Origin of the sequence: Sphingopyxis sp. KK2 (genome assembly GCF_001990265.1) — a bacterium.
Lineage (GTDB): Bacteria > Pseudomonadota > Alphaproteobacteria > Sphingomonadales > Sphingomonadaceae > Sphingopyxis.
In genome coordinates, this window is sequence record NZ_LYVN01000066.1 from 1 (window position 1) to 20,574 (window position 20,574).

The following is a 20,574-nucleotide window of genomic DNA, read 5'->3' on the forward strand; positions in this document are numbered from 1 at the left end:
TGCCATGCCGGCGTCTTCCTTTTCCTGTTGTCCGGTATCGGGGCCTGTCAGCCCTTGGCCGGCCCGCGGCCCAAGAGCGAAAGCAAATAGGCGCCGCCGATGCGTCCGTTGCGGGGAGGCAGCATGCCGAATTGCCGCATCATTTCGGCGATTTCATATTGCGCCATATATTCGGACAGCAGCCCGTCGCGGAAGCCGAGGAAGATGTCGCAGCCATAGGTCGTGGCGCTGCTGTCCTTGCCCGACGCGGGCGGCGCGGTTGCGGTCTGTTCGAACAGATAAAGGGCTCGTCCTGCATCGAGAGCGTTGAAAAGCTGTACCTCGCGGAAATGCACGTCGGGCATCACCGCCCAGATCTTGTCGACATAGGCGCGCATCGCAGCATGTCCGTTGACGATTTCGGGCCAGAATATGGTGTCGTTCCAGCGGATGTCGGGATGGATCAGCGCCATGACCTGTTCGGTGTCGTGCGAATTCCACGCGGCCTCCCAGCGGTTACCGAAATCGCGGACAAATTCGGCGGTGACGATGTCGGCGACCGGCAATCCGACATAGCTTCGGCCAATGGGATGAACCGTGCCGGGAAGGACGTCGTTGGGAGCCATGTTTCTTTCTCCGTGCAATTAGGCGGCCTGGGGCGCCGGGCGTGGTTGTTTGAACAGGGCGGTGGCCCGGGCGATCGGCCCCGGCGAACCGACGACCGTTCCGGTCACGAACATCAGGCTGCGCGTCGTATGTTCGAGCGTGACGCGGCTTTCGATCCAGTCGCCCTGCGGGGCGCCCTGCAGGAAATCGACACTGAGGTTGATCGTCGGGCCGCCCCAGTCGTGGCCGCAAATCTCGATCGCGCAGACCCCGAGGGCGGTGTCGAGAAAGGTCGATAGCAGCCCACCATGACAAAAGCCGAGGCGGTTGCACTGGTGCGCCTGAACTTCCATCCCGAAGCGGACGGGTTCGACCGCGTCGCCGGTGTACAGCATCTGCATACCGCCGATATGCGCGCAAAAGGGATCGTCGAAGGTCAGCGGTCCCCAGTCGCCCGGCGTGCGGAGCATCGTCACCGCCCGCGGCCCATCAGCGCGGCTCGACCAGCTTGCGCGCCGCGTCACCGAGCAGGATGACCGCGGGGTCGGGACGGTCGGCATAGAGGCGATCGACCTCGGCCACGCGTCGCTCGCGCACGACGCGCTGCGCGACATTGCCCTTCACGGTGACCTCGCCGGTTTCGAACGACGGCGGTTCGTCGAGGATCAGCGCCGCCCCGATCCGGCGCGTGGCGCCGCTTTGCGTGGCATTGAAGGCGGTCAGCGCCGACGCGATCGCCGTGTGCGTTTCGGCGTCGTTCTCTCCCGTCCGAAGCCACAGCAGCGCCGATGGATAGGGGCGGTTGAGGCCGCAGATCACGGCTTCCGAAACATGGTCGCCGCATGCCGCGAGCACCGCCAGCCGCAGCGCCTCGACCGTGACATAGGTGCCGGAATCGAGCTTGAAATCTTCGGACAATCGGCCGGCAAAGACGAGGCCTGCATGCGGCTCGTCGGGGTCGGCGAAGCGGACGGCGTCGCCGGTGTGGAAATAGCCCTCCTCGTCGAACAGCGATGCCGAGGCTTCGGGTGCGCCGATATAGCCGCTTTGCGGCATCATCGTCGGTCCCTTGACGCGCATTTCGTACCGCCCGTCGAACGGAACGAGCTTGAGGTCGGTGGCGGGGAGGGGAAGCCCGATCACGTCGGTCCCGCCTTCGGTCCAATATTTGAGCGTCCCGAACAGATATTCAGTCGCGCCGTAGAAGGAGAAGATCGGGACCGCCTTGCCGCGCGCGGCGATCGACAGCGCGATCAGCCGGTCGCGGACATCCTCGGCGAGCACCGCGCCGCCGAAGCCGAGAAATTTGAGGCGCGAGAAGAAATGGCGGCTGAGGTCGGCATCGGCCTCGAGCGCCTGGCACAGCATCGTGTAGCCGAGCGGCACCGTGATGAAATAGGATGGCGCGACGTCGCGCAGATTGGCGAGCGTCTTTGCGAACATCTCGGCGGTCGGCTTGCCCTCGTCGATCCAGACCGTGCCGCCGGCAGCGATCGTGTTGTTGAAGTTGAAATTGCCCGCCATGATGTGGCTGAACGGCATCGCTTCGAGAATTTGCGGCGGATCGTCGCCGAATTCGAGCAGGCCGAGCGCGCGGTTCTGCGCGATGGTGATGTTGAGGTTGGCGTGCGGTTGCGGCGTCGCCTTGGGCGAACCGGTCGATCCCGAGGTATAGATGATGCGCGCGATATGGTCGGGACGGATCGCCGCCATCCGCTCGGTCACGTCGTGGCGAGGTGGCGTCGCGACCACCTCGGCCCAAGGCGTGGTGTCGACCCCTTCGACGGTGCCCGATGCCGCGACGATGGTTACTCCGAGCGGGGCGAGTGCACGCAACGCGGCGGCGTAGCGCGCGGCGTCGTCGACGATCACGACCTTTGCCCCGACCACCGAGACGCATTGGCGGAGCTGGGCATGATCGCGCGACATCAGCGAATAGGCGACGCTGACGGGCGCGATCGCGGCACCGCTGCGCTGCACGCCTATGGCGGCAATGCCATGGACGATCGACGGTTCGGACAGGAAGGAGACGACGTCACCGACGCCGATTCCCTCGTCGACGAGCCATTGGGCGAGGCCGTCAGCGGCTCGCCGTGCCGCACCGTATGAGATGCCCTGCCACTCGCCGTTCGGACCGCGCTGGCGCATGAAGATGGCATCGGGGTCGCGTTCGGCCTGTTCGTCGAAGACATGCGCGAGCGATTTGGGAACGGGGCCGAGCGGGAGGCCCGAGCGCAGGACGATGCTGCCGTCGTCGCGGCGGTCGAGCGTCACGCTGGGGGCAGGGGGATTCGCAAACTCCATTCAGGCCATCCTGTACATTGTCCGCCGATCGCTGCCAGCGCATCTGCGCGCCCCAGCCGCCGCCGCATTCGACGATCTCGCCGGTCCGCGTCGACCCGGGGTCGAGCAGCGCGAGCAGGAAGGGCGAAATCTGTTCGGGAAGCAAGCCATGCTTCATGCGGTCGGAAAAGACCCCGTCGGTCATTTCGGTCAGCGCCATCGGTGCGATGGCGTTGGCGCGGATACCCACGCGTTCGCCTTCGATGGCGAGCGTCTTCATCAGGCCGATGATACCGCCCTTGGCCGCGGCGTAATTGGCTTGCCCGAAGGCGCCGTGCATGCCAGCACCCGAGGTGGTGAAGATGATCGAGCCGCGCCCCCGTGCCGTCATCGGCGCCCACACCGCCTTGGCGCAGGCGAAACTGCCGCCGAGATGGACGTCGATCACTTCGGACCATTCGCCGGCGCTCATCTTCGCGAAACTGCGGTCGCGGACGAGCCCGGCGTTGACCACCAGCCCGTCGATCGCGCCATATTCTTTGAGCGCCGCATCGACGAAGGGCGCGGGATTGCGGATATCGCACCGCACAGCAAGCGCGCTTCCGCCCTCCTGCCGGATCGTCTCGGCGACTGCCGCGACCTCGTTGCCGCGTCCCGTCAGGACGAGGCGGGCCCCGGCGCGCGCGAGGTCGGCGGCATATTGCCGTCCGAGCCCGCGGCTTGCGCCGACGACCACGATTACCGATCCGGCCAGGCCGGTGGAGGGGAGGGGAGGAAGGCCTGTCATCGGTCGCGTATCAGCGCGTTCCCGAGCCGACCTTGGCGCGCGCGGCCAGCATGCGGTCGGAAATCTCCGGATTCCAGTGGACGTCGCGATACTGGACATGGCCGTAGACATAGGCCGCCTGCGGATCCATCGACCAGCTGCGGCGCAGCATTTCGGTCGTGCGCACGACGGTCGGTACGGTCGTCGAGGCGATCTCGGCCGCCATGGCCTGCGCCGCCGCAAGCAATCCGCCTTCGGGAGCGATCTCGTCGACCAGGCCGATCCGCAGCGCTTCCGGCGCATCGATACGGCGTCCGGTCAGCACGAGCAGTTTCGCCTGGCTCTGCCCGACGATGCGCTGCAGCGGATCGACGAAGGGGGTCAGCCCGAAACGGATCTGCGGAAAGCCAAATTTGGCGTTCGGGCTTGAAACGCGGATATCGCAGAAGACCGCGATGTCGCAGCCGCCGCCGAAGGTCGGCCCCGCGACCGCGGCGATCGTCGGCTTGGGATATTCGAGCAGTTCGAGATAGCCATAGTAGGTCGCGTCATACCAGCGCAGCCGCTCTTCCTCCGTCTTCCAGTTCATCGTGTCGAGATCGAGTCCGGCCGAGAAATACTCCTCGGTGCCGGTGATGACGACCGCCGCGACGCTGTCGTCGCGCCGCCATTGCTGGAGCGTTTCGACCAGATCCTCGAACAATTCGGTGCTGAGCGCATTCTTCTTGTCGGGGCGATCGAGGAAGATGGTGGCGACGCCGCCCTTTACCTCGCTGCGCATCGTGCCGTGCTTTGCCATGATATTCACTCCTGGGTTTCGGGATTTCGGATCAGAGATTTCGGGCAATGAGCAGCTTCATCACCTCGCTCGCGCCGCCATAGATGCGGTGGATGCGGCTATCGCGGAACATGCGCGCGATCGGATATTCGAGCATATAGCCATAGCCGCCAAAGAGCTGGAGGCAGCCATCGACGACCTTCGTCAGCTCCTCCGACGCCCAATATTTGGCCATCGAGGCGAGTTCGGCGGTCAGTTCGCCGCGCACGAGCAGGTCGGTGCAATGATCGACGAAGACGCGGCAGACGACCGCCTGCGTCTTATATTCGGCGAGCTTGAACTGGGTGTTCTGGAAATCGGCGAGCGTCTGGCCGAACATCGGCCGTTCGCGCGTGTAGCGGATCGTCTCGTCGAGCGCGCGTTCGATCATCGCCATCGCCTGCCAGGCGATGATCAGCCGCTCTTGCGGCAGCTTTTCCATGAGTTGGGGCAGCCCGCGTCCCTCGACGCCGCCAAGGAGCGCGTCGTCGGGCACGAACAGGTCGTCGAAGAAGAGTTCGGACGTATCCTGTCCCTCCTGCCCGACCTTGTCGAGATTGCGCCCGCGCCGGAAGCCTTCTGGCGCGCCGCGCACGTCTACGATGAACAGCGAGATCGACCGGCTGCCGCCCGACGGATCGGTCTTGGCCGCGACGATGATGACGTCGGCAATCTGCCCGTTCGAGATGAAGGTCTTTTGCCCGCTGAGGCGCCAGCCGCCGGCGCATTTGCGCGCGGTCATCTTCATGCCCTGCAGGTCCGATCCCGCCGCCGGTTCGGTCATCGCGATCGCGGTCAGGCATTCGCCCGAGCAGAATTTGGGCAGCCACTGGCCTTTCTGCGCCTCGGTGCCGAAGGTCGAGACATAGGGGAGGATCACCGCATTGTGCAGGCTGATCGTCAGCGCATCGGCGCCGCGATGCCCGATCGCCTTGGTGATGATCGCCTCGAACCGGAAATCGGCGCCCGCGCCGCCATAGGCTTCGTCGACCGAAATGCCGAGCAGGCCGGCCTCGGCCGCAGCGGTCCAGGTCGCACGGTCGACGCATTTGTCGGCGCGCCAGCGGTCGATGGCGTCGGGCGCGGCATGCGCCGCGAGGAAGCCGTCGACCGAGCGCGCGAACTGGTCGCACTCCTCGGCCGCGAAAATGTCGGAGGCGACGACGTCGAGGGTCATGGCTTTCCGGCGCGTTCGATCGCGACGCTGTTGCCGGCCTTCAGCCGGTCGAAACCACGCGCGATGCGCTCGCGGAAAATGCCGCGCTGGAGCAGGTCGTGGGTGACGGTCAGCTCATATTGCAGCGCGCCGAGATGATCCATGTTCGACGCGCGCAGCGCGACGCCCTTGAAGATCTTTGCAAGTTCGGGGCCCATTTCGGCGATCTGCTTCGCCAAGGTCAGCGCGCGGCTCCGCAACTCGCCGACCGGCGTGACTTCGCTGACGAGGCCGATGCGCAGCGCTTCCTGCGCGTCGATCGGATCGCCGGTGTAATAGAGGCGGCGGGCGTGCTGCTTCCCGACGCGCGACATGATGCCGTGATAGAAGCCGTTCATGGCATATTTGACCTGCGTCGATCCGAAGAGCGCATTTTCGGACGCGACGGTGATGTCGCACATATTGGCGACGTCCATGCCATAGCCGGGGGCGACGCCGGCGACCGCCGCGACCGACGGTTTGCCGAAGTCGTAGATCGCCTTCATCAGCGCGAGGGCGAGGTCGTTGAAGCGCCGGCGGTCGTCGTCGTCCGCCGTGTTGAGGATGTCGACGCGCCAGCCGGCGCAGAAATAGTCTTCATTGCCGATGAACAGCACGCACGACACCGCATCATCATCTTCCCAGGCGCGAAGCGCGGCGATGATGTCCTGGTGCAATTCCCAGCCAAGCGCGTTGCGCACCTCGGGGTGGTTGAGCTGCAGGATGCCGACGCCGTCCTCGACGCTGGTGTTCAGATAACGAAAGTCGGCCATCGCAAATCCCTTATTACCTACTAGTCGGTAACATTTACATATGCGCGCCGACAAGGGCTGTCAACTCGCGGTCTGAAACGCCGCGAGCTGCGCAGGAATGCGGGTCTTTGGGTCGCCTTAGGGTTTGCCGATGCCGTCGAGAATCATGGCGACGAACTGGTCGGACACCGCGCGGGCATCGATCTGCAGCGCGCCCGACTGCCAGTGCGTCATCCAGTTGACCATGCCGAAGATGCCGAAGGAAATGATGCGCGCGTCGTCGAAGGCGAGCGATCCGTCCTTGCGGCCGACCTCGAGCCGGTCGAGCAGGTCGCGGTTGAGCATCCTTTTGTAGTTGCGCGACTTGGCCTTGCCCGCATCGCTCATCACGCGCTCGTCGGCGACGATCATCGACAGGACATTGTCCTGGAGCAGGTCGACGTAGCATTCGATGAATATGCGGACGCGTTCGCGGCCGGGCAGGCGGATATCGTCGCGATCGGCTATTTTCTGCTGGAACAGGATATAGCCGCGCGCAATGCATTCGAGCAGGATCTCCTCCTTGCTCGCGAAATGATAATAGAGGCTGGGCTTGGTGATCGACAGCCCTGCCGCGATGTCGTCGAGGCTGGTGCGGTCGTAGCCGCGCTCGCGGAACATGGTGGAGGCGATCGCCATGATTACCTCCTTGTTGACGCTGCCGCGTTTGCGCCCCGGCTTCGCGGTCGCGGCCGGGCCGGCTCGTGTCTGGGCGGGCGTCGCCGATGCCCGTGTCTTTCTCGATGCTTCCGCCATTGCTTTCACCATGCGCCGGATATCCGCGCCCTGCGGTCGTTCCGGCTGCCCCTGAGCGCGAGGCATAGGTCGGTCGCGACCCGCTGGTCAATAGTTGCCGCCGTCATTGCCGATTTGACAATCATAGAAAGCAATATTACCGACCGGACGGTAACAAAATATTTGAGCGCCCTTTTCGGATCGGAGCCGGGCGCTACAGATGGTCATCGGGAGGGAAATTATGGCGCTTTCAAAGATGCGTAGCTCGTCGTCGGTCGCGGCCCTGCTGCTCGCGTTGCTCGCGAATCAGGCGGCGGCGCAGGAGGCTGCGCCCGTCGAAGGCGCGGAAACGGCCGGCACGGACGAGATCATCGTCACCGCGCAGAAGCGCAGCGAGAGCATCAACAGCGTGCCGCTGTCGATCACGGCGGTGTCGGGCGACGCCCTGCAGGCGCAGGGCGTGACCGACGTCGCCGGGCTGGCGAAAGTCACCCCCGGCTTCAACGCGATCAACAGCGGCTTTGGCACGCCGGTCTATTTCCTGCGCGGCATCGGCTTTTTCGACAGCAGCCTTGCGGCGAAGCCCACCGTGACCGTCTACACCGACGAAGTGCCCATCCCCTATTCGGTGATGACCGCGGGCGCCTCCTTCGATCTGGAACGGGTCGAGGTGCTGAAGGGGCCGCAGGGCACGCTGTTCGGGTCGAACGCGACCGGCGGCGCGATCAACTATATCGCCGCCAAGCCGACCTGGTCGCCCGAAGCGGGGCTCGCGCTCTCCTATGGGCGCTTCAATCGGTTCAGCGCCGAAGGCTATGCCAGCGGACCGTTGTCGGACACGCTTGCGGCGCGCATTTCGCTGCGTCATGAAGGGGGTGGGGACTGGCAAAGGAGCTACACGCGCGACGCGAGCCTGGGTCAGCGCGCCTTTACGCAGGGCCGCGTCCAGCTGGCGTTCCGGCCCGTCGAGACGATGCGACTGAACCTGATGGTCAATGCCTATCAGGACCATGGCGACACACAGGCGCCGCAGTTTATTGCACCCTTCCAGCAGTCCGCCGGCTTCTTCGATCCGCGCCTGCCGACCTACCCGCGCGCGCCGGAGAGCAATCGCGCCGCGGACTGGGGTAACAGCTTCCGGCTGAAGAAGGACAATTGGCAGGTGCAGGCGGCGCTGCGTGGCGAAGTGGACCTGAGCGACGACATCACGTTCACCTCGATATCGGCCTATACGCGCTTCAAGGAGGCTTATGGACAGGAATCGGACGGAACGACGCTGCGGCTGACCGACGTGTTCCTCGAGGGCGACATCAAATCCTTCAGTCAGGAACTGCGACTGGCCGGTTCGCTGCTGGGCGACGGGTCGTGGATCGTCGGCGGCAATTATGAATGGGGCAAGACGCATGAACTGCTGACCCAGCGGCTCAACGATCAGTCGTCGGCGCATGTCTTTGATCGCTTCGGCTTCCCGTCGATCGAACTGGTGCCGCAGCTCGGTGATACCAAATACCGCAGCTACGCTGCCTTTGCCGACGTCAGCGTCCCGATCGTCGATACGCTGACCCTGATCGGGGGGATCCGCTATACCGACACCAAGGTCGATTTTGCGGGCTGCACGCTCAACGCCGGCAACGGCACCTATGCGCGCGGGTTCGAGCTGATCTTCGGCCTGCCGTCGGGAACGATCCCGCTCGGCGGCTGTGTCACCTTCAACGACGCGGGCCAGCCTGCGCTGTTCGAGGGCAGCCTGCCCGAAGACAATGTCTCGTGGCGTGGCGTGCTGCAGTGGAAGCCCGCCAACGGCCAGCTTTTCTACGCCAGCGTCAGCCGGGGCTATAAGAGCGGTTCCTTCGCGACGCTCGCGGGCAATCGTTTCTCGCAGTACAAGCCGGTGCGGCAGGAGCAGGTGACGGCTTATGAAATCGGCTTCAAGTCGGCGCTGCTCGACCGGGCGGTCCAGCTGAATGGCGCGCTCTTCTATTACGACTATCTCGACAAGCAGCTGAAGGGGCGGACGATCGTGCCCGTGTTCGGGCCGCTCGAAGCGCTGGTCAATGTACCGAAGTCGCGGATCAAGGGCGCCGAGGTGCAGCTGGTGGTTTCGCCCATCGACGGGCTGCGCGCCAATCTGGGCGCCACCTATATCGACAGCAAGGTGACGCGTTCCTTCTCGAACTACACGGCGTTCGGTGCGGTCACCGACTTCAACGGTTTCCGTTTCCCCTACACGCCGAAATGGCAGCTCAACGCCGATCTTGAATATCGTTGGGATATAGGCGGATCGAAGGAAGCCTTCGTCGGCGCCAACTATACGTATCGCAGTTCGACCTATGGCGATTTCAAGCCCGACGCGCGCCTGTTCATCGACGATTATGGCCTGCTCGACCTGCGCGCCGGAATCGGCGACGCCGACGGTGCATGGACCGCAAGCCTGTATGCCCAGAATGTCACGAACGAATATTACTGGAATACCGCCGCGCGGCGCGGAGATGCGGTGATCCGGTTCACCGGAATGCCCGTGACCTATGGCGTCAATCTAGTCTTCAAGTTCGACTGACGGCAGTTCGTCGGCGGCAATGCGCGACATATGGCCGGTAGCGGACAGTCCGCTACCGGCCGGAACAGCTTGGGCTGTTGGCGGGCAGCAATTTGATGCTCGTCAATGACGGAACCCGCACCTGTCGCCATCCTGCTCGTGAATGCAGGAGAAGAGACGATGCGTAATATTCTGATCCATGCCGACCATGCGCCGTCCATGGGAGCGCGAACTGAGAGCGCCCTCGCGATCGCTCGGCGGTTTCGGTCCCATCTGAGCTTTCTCATCAGTTCCCCATATCAGTTGTTCATCGCGTCCGATCCGTTCGGAGGAATGTATCTCGCGCGCGAGGAACTGGCGAAGGCTCAGCTGGAAGATGCCGAGCTCGAAAAGCGGCTAGGTACTGAACTGGAGCGTGAGGATGTTCCCTGGGACGTGGCGGTCGCCGATGGCGACGCGCTGTCGGCGATGACGCTGGCCGCCACGCTTGCCGATCTGGCGATCGTTTCGCTCGGCCAGCGCGATCGATATGGTTCGGCGGCGCCGACCATCGCCGCCGACCTTGCGCTGACCGTTTCGGCGCCGGTGCTCGCCTTGCCGGCGGGCAGCGCCTCGATCGACCTTGATGCGCCGATGATGGTTGCCTGGAACGGGAGCCCGCAGGCGGCCCATGCGCTTCGCGCCGGGATGCCGCTGTTGGGTGGTTCCAGCCGCGTCACGCTGTTATCGGTGGGCGACGATGCGGGCCGCGTTTCCGCCGAGGATGCGCTTCGCTATATGTCGCGACATGGCGTTCATGCGGAATGGCGCCGCGAGCCGGTTCGACCCGATACGGCCGAAGAAGCCCTGGTGCGGGTTGCAAAGGAAATGGCGGCAGGGCTCATCGTGATGGGCGCTTATGGTCGCCCGCGGCTTCGAGAGACGTTGTTCGGCGGCGTCACGCGATACATGCTCGAGTCTTCGCCGGTGCCTCTGCTTCTCGCGCACTGATGGACGTCGGCCAAAATATTCAGCGTGGCGGCAATATGACCCCTATTTCCACGGGAGCGGCGATACATTAGATGTACGACGTGACCGATTGTGCATCCTGTGTCGTCCGCAACCGAGCGATATGTGCCAGCCTCGATGCCGAAGAACTGGCATTGCTGGGCAAGATGGGCCGCCGCCAGAGGGTCAAGGCGGGCCATACGCTGCTTTGGGAGGGCGACGATGCCCCGGTAGTCGCCAACGTCCTGGACGGCGTGCTCAAGCTGGTCGTCGCCACGGCGGATGGACGCGAGCAGATCGTCGGCGTTGTTTTTCCGTCGGATTTCATCGGTCGTCCGTTCGGCAAGGAAAGCCCGTACAGCGTTACCGCCATGACCGATGCCGAAGTCTGCATTTTCAATCGTAACAGCTTCGATGATTTCGCAGGCGATCATCCCGAACTGCAGCAAAAGCTTCTGCGCCGAACGCTCGACGAGCTTGATCGCGCGCGCCACTGGATGATGTTGCTCGGCCGCAAGTCGGCACCGGAAAAGGTCGCCTCCTTTCTGCTGGAAATGTCGGAACGTCTGTCGGGGCAGGGCTGTCATGCCGGGACGCAAGCCGGCTTCGAGCTTCCCTTCGGTCGGCAGCAGATTGCCGATATCCTGGGCCTCACAATCGAAACCACCAGTCGGCAGCTGACCAAAATGCGCGCCGACGGCCTTGTCGACCTGCCATCCCGGCGTGCGATCGTGATAAATGATCGCGCAGCGATGGAGGCGGTGGCCGGCTGATCGTCGGCGCCAGTGGGGAGGTCAGAAGCGGAAGGCAACGCCTGCGCTGATCACCCAGGGGTCGAGCGTGTGGCGCGTCTTGATCACCGGTGTCGTGCCGGCATACCAGGTCGCAGCGGGCCGCAGGAAATAGCGCTTGGCATCGAGCGAAAAGGCGAGGCCCTTGTCGTTTACCGGAATGTCGATGCCCGCCTGCAGCGCGGCTCCGAGTTTGTCGCCCATCTTCTGGCGGGTTGCGCCTAGCGACCGGGTCGTGGCGCCGGGCTTCTCGTCGATGAAGATGAAATAGCTCGGGCCGGCACCGACATAGGGCTGAATGCCGCCTTCCTTGCCGAAATGATATTTGAGCGTGAGCGTCGCCGGGACGATCTTCGCGTCGGAGACCAAGGTGGCCCCATCGAGTGCGCCCCGGCCGTTCACATCATGCTGCGTCACCCCGGCGATCGTCTCGATCGAGATATTGTCGGCAACGAAAAATTCGATCGCGACCGTGGGCGTGATATTGTCGTCCGCCTTCGCCTGTGTGTTCGCAGGTAGCCCGATCGCGTCGAGCTTGACGTCGCGGATCTTGCCGTCGGGGGCCACATAGGTCGCGAAGATCTTGAACTGGACGTCGCCCGCCTTGGCAGATGCCTGGCCGGGAACCGCCAGCGCGGCCGCCAGCGCGGCGAGGGAGAGATAGTCTTTCTTCATGTCGGTGCTCCTTGCGTTGACGGGGGCTCCCTGCACCGACGGGCTCCGGGCGGCATTGATGCCGCGCAATCTATTCGTTGATCCTGGTCAATGTTTTCAGCCGGTCGCGCTCACAAGAGCAGTCCCGAAGGCGCGGCAACCGAGCTTCGTCGAGCGGGGACAAGGCAATATGGATAGTCTGTTAGCAAAGGCGGGGGGATGGTTCGCGCTGGCCTTGCTCGCTTTGGTCATGGCGGCGCTCGCAGTCGATGCGCCCTTTGCCGTCCATATGGTCATCATCGCCTTGGCGAGCCTCATTGCGCTCTGGGCGACGCTGATGCGCGCCGACTATCAGCGCATCGCGCGCGGCCTGCTCAAGATGCCGGGCAACGAGGGCGTCTATGACGACGACCCGATCCGCTGGGGCGTCATCGCGACGCTGTTCTGGGGCGTCGCGGGGATGGCGGCCGGCCTCTATATCGCTCTCCAGCTTGCCTTTCCGGCGCTGAACCTCAACCTCGAATATACGACCTTCGGGCGCCTCCGGCCGCTGCACACCTCGGCGGTGATCTTCGCCTTCGGCGGCAATGCGCTGATCGCGACGAGCTTCTATGTCGTGCAGCGCACCTGCCGTGCGCGGCTTGCCTTCCCGACGCTCGCGCGCTTCGTCTTCTGGGGATACCAGCTCTTCATCGTGCTGGCCGCGACCGGCTATCTGATGGGCGTCACTGCGGCCAAGGAATATGCCGAGCCCGAATGGTATGTCGACCTGTGGCTGACGATCGTCTGGGTGGCCTATCTGGTCGTCTTCGTCGGCACGATCGTGAAGCGCCGCGAGCCGCATATCTATGTCGCGAACTGGTTTTACCTCAGCTTCATCGTCACCATTGCGATGCTCCACATCGTCAACAACCTGTCGATGCCCGCCAGCCTTCTTGGCTCAAAGAGCTATGCCGCCTTTGCTGGTGTGCAGGATGCGCTGACGCAATGGTGGTACGGGCATAATGCGGTCGGCTTCTTCCTGACCGCGGGCTTCCTCGCGATGATGTATTATTTCGTGCCGAAGCAGGCCGAGCGGCCGGTCTACAGCTATCGGCTGTCGATCATCCACTTCTGGTCGCTGATCTTCCTCTACATCTGGGCGGGGCCGCATCACCTTCATTACACCGCGCTGCCCGACTGGGCGCAGACGCTGGGCATGGTGTTCTCGGTGATCCTGTGGATGCCGAGCTGGGGCGGCATGATCAACGGCCTGATGACGCTGAACGGCGCGTGGGACAAGATCCGCACCGACCCGATCATCCGCATGATGGTCATGGCGCTCGCCTTCTATGGCATGAGCACCTTCGAAGGCCCGATGATGTCGATCAAATGGGTCAACTCCATGTCGCACTACACCGACTGGACGATCGGCCATGTGCACAGCGGTGCGCTGGGCTGGAACGGCATGATCACCTTTGCCTGCGTATATTATCTGGTGCCGCGCCTGTGGGGCCGCCCGCGCCTCTACAGCCTGCGCATGGTCAACTGGCACTTCTGGCTCGCGACCGTGGGGATCGTTTTCTACGCCGCGTCGATGTGGGTGGCGGGCATCATGCAGGGGCTGATGTGGCGCGAATATGGCGCCGATGGCTACCTCGTCTACAGCTTTGCGGAGAGCGTCGCGGCGATGCACCCGATGTATCTGATCCGCGCCGCAGGCGGGGCGATGTATCTCGCAGGCTTCCTCATCATGATCGTCAACGTCTGGGCGACGCTCGCGGGCAAGGTCCGCGCCGAAAGGCCGATGACCGAAACCCCCTATAACGCCGTGGCGGACCGTCCGCTGACGCCCGTTCCCGCCGAATAAGGAGCCCGGACCATGGCCACCAAACCCGCCAAAAAGGGCTTCAGCCACAAGAAGATCGAGCGCAACGTGACCTTGCTCGGCGCGCTTGCGCTGCTCACGGTCACGATCGGGGGCATCGTCGAGATCGCGCCGCTCTTCTGGATCGACAACACGATCGAGAAGGTCGAGGGGATGCGCCCCTACACCCCGCTCGAACTCGCCGGGCGCAACATCTATATGCGCGAAGGCTGCTATACCTGTCACAGCCAGATGATCCGTCCGTTCCGCGACGAGGTCGAACGCTACGGCCATTACAGCCTCGCCGCCGAAAGCATGTACGATCATCCGTTCCAATGGGGATCGAAGCGCACCGGGCCCGACCTGGCGCGCGTCGGCGGCCGCTACTCGGACGAATGGCACAAGGCGCATCTGATCGACCCGCGCAGCGTCGTGCCCGAATCGATCATGCCGCCATACGCTTTCCTTGCGGAGCGCGAACTCAAGACCGGCGACATGGCGAACGACCTGACCGCGCTCTATCGCGTCGGGGTTCCCTATACGAAGGCCGATATCGAAAAGGCGAATGAGGACATCAAGGCGCAGGCCGATCCTGATGCCGGCGCGGGCGACCTGCAGAAACGCTATCCAAAGGCGCAGGTCCGCGACTTCGACGGCGACCCTGCGCGGGTGACCGAGATGGATGCGCTGATCGCCTATCTCCAGATGCTCGGCACGCTCGTCGATGTCGACAAGGCGGCGCCGCAGGAACGCCCCGGCGAAACGGAGGCGGCGCGATGAGCTACGACAATCTTCGGCATTTTGCCGACAGCTGGGGGCTGCTCGCGATGACGCTGCTGTTCCTCACCCTCATCGCCTGGCCGTTCCGGCCGAGTGCCCGCGCCCGCAACGAAGAGGCCGCGAGCATGATCTTCAAGGACGACGAGCATGGCTGAGCAGAAGCGTATCGACGAAGCCACCGGCACCAGCACGGTCGGCCACGAATGGGACGGTATCGAGGAACTCGACACCCCGATGCCGCGCTGGTGGCTCTGGACCTTTTACGCGACGATCGTCTGGGGACTGGCTTATGTCGTCCTTTATCCGGCCTGGCCGATGATCGACAGCGCGACCAAGGGCGTGCTCGGCTGGTCCAGCCGCGGCGACCTGGCAAAGGAAATGGCGGCCGATGCCAGGCGCCGTGCGCCGACGGTGAACGCCATCGCCACGACCGCGATCACCGACCTGCCCGCGAAACCCGAACTGATGCAGGCGGCGGTGCAGGGCGGCGGCGCGGCGTTCCGTGTCCATTGCGTCCAGTGCCATGGCGCGGGCGGGGCCGGCGTGAAAAACCTCTATCCCAGCCTGACCGACGACGACTGGCTGTGGGGCGGCGACCTTGCCAGCATTCAATATACGGTCACGCACGGCATCCGGAATCCCGATCACAAGGAGACGCGGACCAGCCAGATGCCGGCCTTCGGGCGCGATGGCATCCTTGACGCGGGCCAGATTTCCGATGTCGTGAGCTTCGTTCGCACGATCAGCCGGCAGGAAAGGGCCAGCGCATCGTCGGCGCGCGGCGCGACGCTGTTCGCCGACAATTGCGCGGTCTGCCACGGTGCCGGGGGCGAGGGCGGGCGGCAGGTCGGCGCGCCGAAACTGACCGACGCGATCTGGCTCTATGGCGGCGATCGCGCCAGCCTGACCGCGACGATCAACCAGCCGCGCAATGGCGTGATGCCGCGCTGGGGTGGCCGGCTCGATCCGGTGACGATCAAGATGCTGTCGGCCTATGTCTATTCGCTGGGCGGCGGCGAGAAGGGACTCGCGCCCGCCGCCGAAGGGGCGGGAGCCGATGGCCAGCCCTGAAGATCTCTCCGGCCAGCCGGCGCCGCTCTATGAGGCGCGGAAAGGCGTTTACCCGAAGGCGGTGAACGGTCCCTTCCGCCGTTTCAAATGGGCGATCATGGCGGTGACGCTGGCGATCTATTACGGCACGCCGTGGATACGCTGGGACCGCGGCCCCTATGCGCCCGATCAGGCGGTGCTCGTCGATCTCGCCAACCGGCGCTTCTACATGTTCCAGATCGAAATCTGGCCGCACGAATTCTATTATGTCGCGGGCCTGCTCATCATGGCGGGGATCGGGCTGTTTCTTGTTACCAGTGCGGTCGGGCGCGCCTGGTGTGGATATGCTTGTCCGCAGACGGTGTGGACCGATCTGTTCCAGCATGTCGACCGGCTGGTCGACGGCGACCGCAATGCTCAGGTCCGGCTGACGAACGGCCCGTGGACAGCCGAAAAGGTCACGAAGCGTAGCGCCAAATATCTGATCTACCTCGCGATAGCCTTCTGGACCGGCGGCGCGTGGATCATGTATTTTGCCGACGCGCCGACGCTCACGGTGGATTTCTGGACCGGGCAGGCGGCGCTCGTCGCCTATGGCACCGTCGCCGTCCTCACCGCGACGACCTTCATCCTTGGCGGTTTCCTGCGCGAACAGGTGTGCGTCTATATGTGCCCCTGGCCGCGCATCCAGACCGCGATGATGGACGAAAAATCGCTGCTCGTAACCTATAAGGACTGGCGCGGCGAACCACGCGGCAGCGTCAAGAAGGCACAGGCGCATCCCGGCGCCTTCGGCGATTGCATCGACTGCAACCAGTGCGTTGCGGTGTGCCCGACGGGGATCGACATCCGCGAGGGGCCGCAGATCGGCTGCATCACCTGCGCGCTCTGCATCGACGCCTGCGACGGGGTGATGAAACAGGTCGGACGTTCGCGCGGGCTGATCGATTATTGCACGCTCGACGATGCGGCGACCGAAAAGGCGGGGGGCACCGGACAGCCAATCCGCAAAACGCTGACCCGTCCGCGCACGTTGATCTATTTCGGCGTCTGGACCGCGATCGGTGCAGCGATGCTCTTCTCACTCGGCCAGCGGACGCGGCTCGACCTTGCCGTCCAGCATGAGCGCAGCCCGCTCTATGTCCAGCTTTCCGACGGCCAGATTCGGAACAATTACACGCTGAAGCTGCGCAACATGGAAACGCGCCCGCGCCGGGTCGCGGTGCGTGTGAGCGGGCTTCCCGGTGCGGTGCTGTGGACCGACGCCGGTTCGCGCGAAAAGGCCGGGCAGCGTATCGAACTGGCGCTGCCTGCCGACAGCGTCACCGGCGTCAAACTCTTCATCGCGGCGCCCGGCGCCGGTCCCGCGCGGCAGGACTTCACGATCAGCACGCAAGGGCTCGACGGCGATCCGCGCGGCGACAGCGACACCATCCAGTTCGACCGGCCGGAGGCAGGACAATGACCGACACACGCAAACCCAAAACCTTCACGGGCTGGCACATGACCGCGATCCTCGTCGCCTTTTTCGCAGTGGTGATGGCCGTCAATTTCACCATGGCGCGCTTCGCCATGTCGACCTTTGGCGGCAAGGTGGTCGAGAACAGCTATGTGGCGAGCCAGCATTATAATGACTGGCTGCAACGCGCCGCCGCACAGGACCGGTTGGGATGGGACGAAAGCATCACGCTCGACGCGACCCGGCACGTCCTGTTGACTATCCGCAAAGACGGCGTTCCGCTCGATGGCGTCCAGGCCTCCGCGACGATCAATCATCCCGTTGGGCATACCGCGCCCGTCGTGCTCCGTTTCGAGCCGGCGGTGGGCGGCGTGCTGCGCTCGGCCCGTCCGCTGGCGATAGGGCGCTGGCGGCTCGACCTCATCGTCCGCCACGGCGCCGACGAAGCCCGCTATCGCGAGGACCTGCGGTGACCGCCACCGCTCTCGTCGAACGCGACTTCGCGGTGCCCGACATCCGCTGCGCCGGCTGCATCGCGAAGCTCGAGCAGGGGTTGGTGCGCGACAGGCGCATCGCCGCCGCGCGCGTCAACTTCACCGAAAAGCGCGTACATCTGTCCTGCACCCCCGACACCGACATGCCCGATCTGATCGGTGCCTTTTCGAATCTGGGGTTCGAGGCGCATCCGATCGGGACCGGCCTCGACGAAGCCGATGCCGAAGCCGAATCCAGCCGCGAACTGCTGCGCGCTGTGGCGGTGTCGGGCTTCGCGATGATGAACATCATGCTGCTGTCGGTGTCGGTCTGGTCGGGGGCTGCGGGAGCGACCCGCGACCTGTTCCACTGGCTGTCGGCGGCGATCGCGCTGCCGACTGTCGCTTATGCCGGACGCCCCTTTTCCCGCTCGGCGTGGCGGGCGCTTCGCCACGGCCGCACCAACATGGACGTACCGATCAGCATCGGCGTCGCGCTCGTCTGCGCGATCAGCCTGTACGAGACGGCGACCAGCGGCCCGCACGCCTATTTCGATGGCGCGGTTATGCTGTTGTTCTTCCTGCTCTGCGGGCGCTGGCTCGATAGCGTGATGCGAGACCGGGCGCGGGGCGGCGTCACGGCTTTGCTGCGCAACATGGGAACCGGCGCGATGGTCGTCGAGGGCGATGGGCGGACGCGCTGGGTCGATACGACCGCGCTGGAACCCGAAATGGTGATGCTCGTCGCGGCGGGCGAACGACTTTCCGCCGACGGTGTGGTCGTCGGCGGTGCGAGCCAGCTCGACCTGTCGCTGCTCACCGGTGAAAGCGCACCGCAATCGGTTCGCCCCGATGACAGGGTCCACGCCGGTACGTTGAACCTCGACGCGCCGATCCGCGTGCGCGTGACGGCGGCAGGCGCCGACACCGCCATAGCCGACATCGCGCGGCTGATGGGCGAGGCGGCGCAGGGCAAATCGCGCTATGTCCGCATCGCCGACCGCGCGGCACGGCTTTATGCGCCGGCGGTGCACTGCCTTGCGCTGATGGCGTTTGCGGGTTGGATGATCGCGGGCGCGGGTTGGCACCACAGCCTGCTGATCGCCGCGGCCGTGCTCATCATCACCTGTCCGTGCGCACTTGGCCTTGCGGTTCCTGCGGCGCAGATCGTCGCGGCGGGCGAGTTGATGCGGAAGGGCGTGCTGATCAAGGACGGTTCGGCGCTCGAACGGCTCGCCGAGGTCGATCTCGCCTTGCTCGACAAGACCGGCACTCTGACTCTCGGGCGGCCCGAGGCGCTCGACCTCGATCGGCTCGATGTCGGCAAGAAGTCGCTGGTGCTGGCTTTGGCGCAAGCCAGCCGTCATCCCCTCAGCGAGGCACTGACACGCGCCCTGCAGTCGGCCCATGTCCTTCCCGCAGCGGTGACCCGTCTTCGGGAAACACCCGGTTTCGGGGTCGAGGCTATGTGGGCTGATCACGTCGTGACACTCGGTCGCCCGCAGGGCGTGGCGACCGGCAACGCGCTCGCGACCGAACTGGCCGTCGACGGGAGGCCGGTGGCAACGATCCGGTTTGCCGATCAGCTGCGGCCCGACGCGCGCGCCGCAGTCGCAGCACTGCGGAGGGAAGGCATCGACGCGATGATCCTGTCGGGCGACCGGGCCGAAGCGGTCGCACCTGTGGCTCGCGAGCTCGGCCTGACCGCCCAGACGGGCATGAGTCCGCAAGACAAGCTCGCTGCCATCGAGCGCCAGGAGACCGCCGGACACAAGGTGCTGATGCTCGGCGACGGCCTCAACGACGGACCGGCGCTCGCCGCCGGTCACGCGTCGATGGCACCGGGCTCGGCAAGCGATGTCGGCAAGACTGCCGCCGACTGCATCTTTCTCGGCGATCGCCTGATGCCCGTCGTCGAAACGGTGCGCATGGCGCGGCGCGCGCGGGCGATTGTGAAACAGAATTTTCTTCTCGCTGTCGGCTACAATGTCATTGCCGTCCCGCTTGCCTTTCTCGGGCTCGTGACGCCGCTCGTCGCGGCGGTCGCGATGTCGGGTTCTTCCCTGATCGTCGTGGGCAATGCACTACGGCTCAAGAGGGCATTGCGGTGAATGGCCTCGCTCTTCTGATCCCGATCGCCCTCGGGCTCGGGCTGCTTGGGCTCTGCGCATTTTTCTGGTCGCTGAAGCGAGGGCAGTTCGACGATCTCGACGGGGCGGCGCTTCGCATCTTCGTCGAGGATGAAGAGGAGCCCACGGCGTGAGGCTGCGCATTGCCTTGCTGATGCTCGGAGCGATCGCTCTCGCCCAACCGCCCGTGCCGGCAGAGGCGCATGTGCTGACAATCCCAGTTTGCGGGGGCGGCAAAGCGAAACATGTCGTCATACCCGGCGATCCGGCAGATCCGGCGGAAGAGAGGGGCTGCACGAAGGCTTGCCACGCGATCACGGACCGCCGCTCGAAGCATTGCGGCGACAAAAGCCGTTGCTGCGGCTGACGGGCGTTGATCCCGATCAATGTGGAGCGCCGTTGCGGGCCGTATATTACGGGCATGTGGTCTTATCATCCCGATCTGCTCGCCAAGCCGGTTCCGCGCTATACCAGCTATCCAACCGCGATGGAGTTTACCGAAGAGGTCGGCGTCGACGCCTATGGCGAGGCGCTCGACAGGGTCGAGGCCGCGACGCCCATTTCGATCTATGTACATATTCCCTTCTGCGAACAGATTTGTTGGTACTGCGGCTGCAACACCGGCGCTGCCGGACGCAAACAGCGGCTCGCCGACTATCTCGCAGCCCTTCGATCCGAGATATCCACCGTAGCAAAG

21 protein-coding genes and 1 pseudogene are annotated in these 20,574 nt (G+C 64.6%); 13 read left to right on the plus strand and 9 right to left on the minus strand.

The features are described 5' to 3' along the window. Window positions 1-47 precede the first annotated feature (47 nt). The 8 genes from B1A78_RS12255 to B1A78_RS12290 all read right to left on the minus strand — a co-directional run bounded on the left by B1A78_RS12255 (window position 48) and on the right by B1A78_RS12290 (window position 7,076). Window positions 48-605, minus strand: coding sequence for a nuclear transport factor 2 family protein (locus B1A78_RS12255; protein WP_083734114.1), 558 nt, complete (start codon window positions 603-605; stop codon window positions 48-50). An 18-nt stretch (window positions 606-623) separates the two neighbouring features. Continuing rightward, the gene (locus B1A78_RS12260) at window positions 624-1,109 is read right to left on the minus strand and encodes a PaaI family thioesterase (RefSeq protein WP_077147247.1); all 486 of its coding nucleotides are present in this window, start codon (window positions 1,107-1,109) and stop codon (window positions 624-626) included. Then, window positions 1,075-2,733, minus strand: a complete 1,659-nt coding sequence (locus tag B1A78_RS12265; protein WP_256838062.1) for an AMP-binding protein — start codon at window positions 2,731-2,733, stop codon at window positions 1,075-1,077. Before B1A78_RS12265 ends, B1A78_RS12260 begins: the two co-directional genes overlap by 35 nt. Further along, complete coding sequence (locus B1A78_RS23125; RefSeq protein ID WP_256838050.1) at window positions 2,666-3,604, minus strand: SDR family NAD(P)-dependent oxidoreductase; 939 nt, start codon at window positions 3,602-3,604, stop codon at window positions 2,666-2,668. Before B1A78_RS23125 ends, B1A78_RS12265 begins: the two co-directional genes overlap by 68 nt. 61 nt (window positions 3,605-3,665) lie before the next feature. Further along, window positions 3,666-4,433, minus strand: coding sequence for an enoyl-CoA hydratase/isomerase family protein (locus B1A78_RS12275; protein ID WP_077147249.1), 768 nt, complete (start codon window positions 4,431-4,433; stop codon window positions 3,666-3,668). 31 nt (window positions 4,434-4,464) lie between these two features. After that, the gene (locus B1A78_RS12280) at window positions 4,465-5,628 is read right to left on the minus strand and encodes an acyl-CoA dehydrogenase family protein (RefSeq protein ID WP_077147250.1); all 1,164 of its coding nucleotides are present in this window, start codon (window positions 5,626-5,628) and stop codon (window positions 4,465-4,467) included. After that, window positions 5,625-6,419: an enoyl-CoA hydratase/isomerase family protein gene (locus tag B1A78_RS12285; protein ID WP_077147251.1), complete on the minus strand. Its 795-nt coding sequence runs from the start codon at window positions 6,417-6,419 to the stop codon at window positions 5,625-5,627. The genes B1A78_RS12280 and B1A78_RS12285 overlap by 4 nt, the downstream gene beginning before the upstream one ends. Before the next feature lie 117 nt (window positions 6,420-6,536). Then, entirely contained in the window at window positions 6,537-7,076 is a 540-nt protein-coding gene (locus tag B1A78_RS12290; RefSeq protein WP_179102040.1) for a TetR/AcrR family transcriptional regulator, read from the minus strand. On the opposite strand from B1A78_RS12290, the gene B1A78_RS22975 reads away from it, so the two are divergent. The 4 genes from B1A78_RS22975 (at window position 7,057) to B1A78_RS12305 (ending at window position 11,468) form a co-directional block, all read left to right on the plus strand. Then, on the plus strand, window positions 7,057-7,248 hold the full coding sequence (locus B1A78_RS22975; RefSeq protein ID WP_218667974.1) for a hypothetical protein: 192 nt from the start codon (window positions 7,057-7,059) through the stop codon (window positions 7,246-7,248). The two genes, B1A78_RS12290 and B1A78_RS22975, sit on opposite strands and share 20 nt — an antisense overlap. A 165-nt stretch (window positions 7,249-7,413) precedes the next feature. Next, window positions 7,414-9,729 (plus strand): TonB-dependent receptor, encoded by a 2,316-nt coding sequence (locus B1A78_RS12295; RefSeq protein ID WP_077147253.1) that lies wholly within the window; start codon window positions 7,414-7,416, stop codon window positions 9,727-9,729. Between the two features lie 105 nt (window positions 9,730-9,834). Further along, window positions 9,835-10,698 (plus strand): universal stress protein, encoded by an 864-nt coding sequence (locus tag B1A78_RS12300; protein ID WP_256838054.1) that lies wholly within the window; start codon window positions 9,835-9,837, stop codon window positions 10,696-10,698. Window positions 10,699-10,778: 80 nt separating this feature from the next. After that, window positions 10,779-11,468 (plus strand): Crp/Fnr family transcriptional regulator, encoded by a 690-nt coding sequence (locus tag B1A78_RS12305; RefSeq protein ID WP_077147264.1) that lies wholly within the window; start codon window positions 10,779-10,781, stop codon window positions 11,466-11,468. A gap of 21 nt (window positions 11,469-11,489) precedes the next feature. On the opposite strand, the gene B1A78_RS12310 is transcribed toward B1A78_RS12305, so the two are convergent. Next, window positions 11,490-12,161: an OmpW family protein gene (locus tag B1A78_RS12310; protein WP_077147265.1), complete on the minus strand. Its 672-nt coding sequence runs from the start codon at window positions 12,159-12,161 to the stop codon at window positions 11,490-11,492. A 169-nt stretch (window positions 12,162-12,330) separates the two neighbouring features. Here B1A78_RS12310 and ccoN point away from each other — a divergent pair, with 169 nt between their 5' ends. The 9 genes and pseudogenes from ccoN to B1A78_RS12355 all read left to right on the plus strand — a co-directional run. After that, window positions 12,331-13,989, plus strand: coding sequence for a cytochrome-c oxidase, cbb3-type subunit I (gene ccoN / locus B1A78_RS12315; protein WP_077147254.1), 1,659 nt, complete (start codon window positions 12,331-12,333; stop codon window positions 13,987-13,989). A 12-nt stretch (window positions 13,990-14,001) separates the two neighbouring features. Beyond that, complete coding sequence (gene ccoO / locus B1A78_RS12320) at window positions 14,002-14,766, plus strand: cytochrome-c oxidase, cbb3-type subunit II (RefSeq protein WP_077147255.1); 765 nt, start codon at window positions 14,002-14,004, stop codon at window positions 14,764-14,766. Then, window positions 14,763-14,921 (plus strand): cbb3-type cytochrome c oxidase subunit 3, encoded by a 159-nt coding sequence (locus B1A78_RS12325; RefSeq protein WP_077147256.1) that lies wholly within the window; start codon window positions 14,763-14,765, stop codon window positions 14,919-14,921. The genes ccoO and B1A78_RS12325 overlap by 4 nt, the downstream gene beginning before the upstream one ends. Continuing rightward, window positions 14,914-15,837, plus strand: a complete 924-nt coding sequence (gene ccoP / locus B1A78_RS12330) for a cytochrome-c oxidase, cbb3-type subunit III (RefSeq protein WP_077147257.1) — start codon at window positions 14,914-14,916, stop codon at window positions 15,835-15,837. The genes B1A78_RS12325 and ccoP overlap by 8 nt, the downstream gene beginning before the upstream one ends. Beyond that, complete coding sequence (gene ccoG, locus B1A78_RS12335; RefSeq protein ID WP_077147258.1) at window positions 15,824-17,281, plus strand: cytochrome c oxidase accessory protein CcoG; 1,458 nt, start codon at window positions 15,824-15,826, stop codon at window positions 17,279-17,281. Before ccoP ends, ccoG begins: the two co-directional genes overlap by 14 nt. Continuing rightward, window positions 17,278-17,748 carry a FixH family protein gene (locus tag B1A78_RS12340; protein ID WP_077147259.1) on the plus strand — a complete coding sequence of 157 codons (471 nt, stop codon included), beginning with the start codon at window positions 17,278-17,280 and terminating at the stop codon, window positions 17,746-17,748. The genes ccoG and B1A78_RS12340 overlap by 4 nt, the downstream gene beginning before the upstream one ends. 164 nt (window positions 17,749-17,912) lie before the next feature. Continuing rightward, window positions 17,913-19,859 (plus strand): copper-translocating P-type ATPase, encoded by a 1,947-nt coding sequence (locus tag B1A78_RS12345; RefSeq protein WP_256838064.1) that lies wholly within the window; start codon window positions 17,913-17,915, stop codon window positions 19,857-19,859. Further along, the gene (gene ccoS / locus B1A78_RS12350) at window positions 19,856-20,011 is read left to right on the plus strand and encodes a cbb3-type cytochrome oxidase assembly protein CcoS (protein WP_077147261.1); all 156 of its coding nucleotides are present in this window, start codon (window positions 19,856-19,858) and stop codon (window positions 20,009-20,011) included. The genes B1A78_RS12345 and ccoS overlap by 4 nt, the downstream gene beginning before the upstream one ends. A 287-nt stretch (window positions 20,012-20,298) precedes the next feature. Beyond that, window positions 20,299-20,574: pseudogene (locus tag B1A78_RS12355) on the plus strand (coproporphyrinogen III oxidase); the annotation flags it as partial.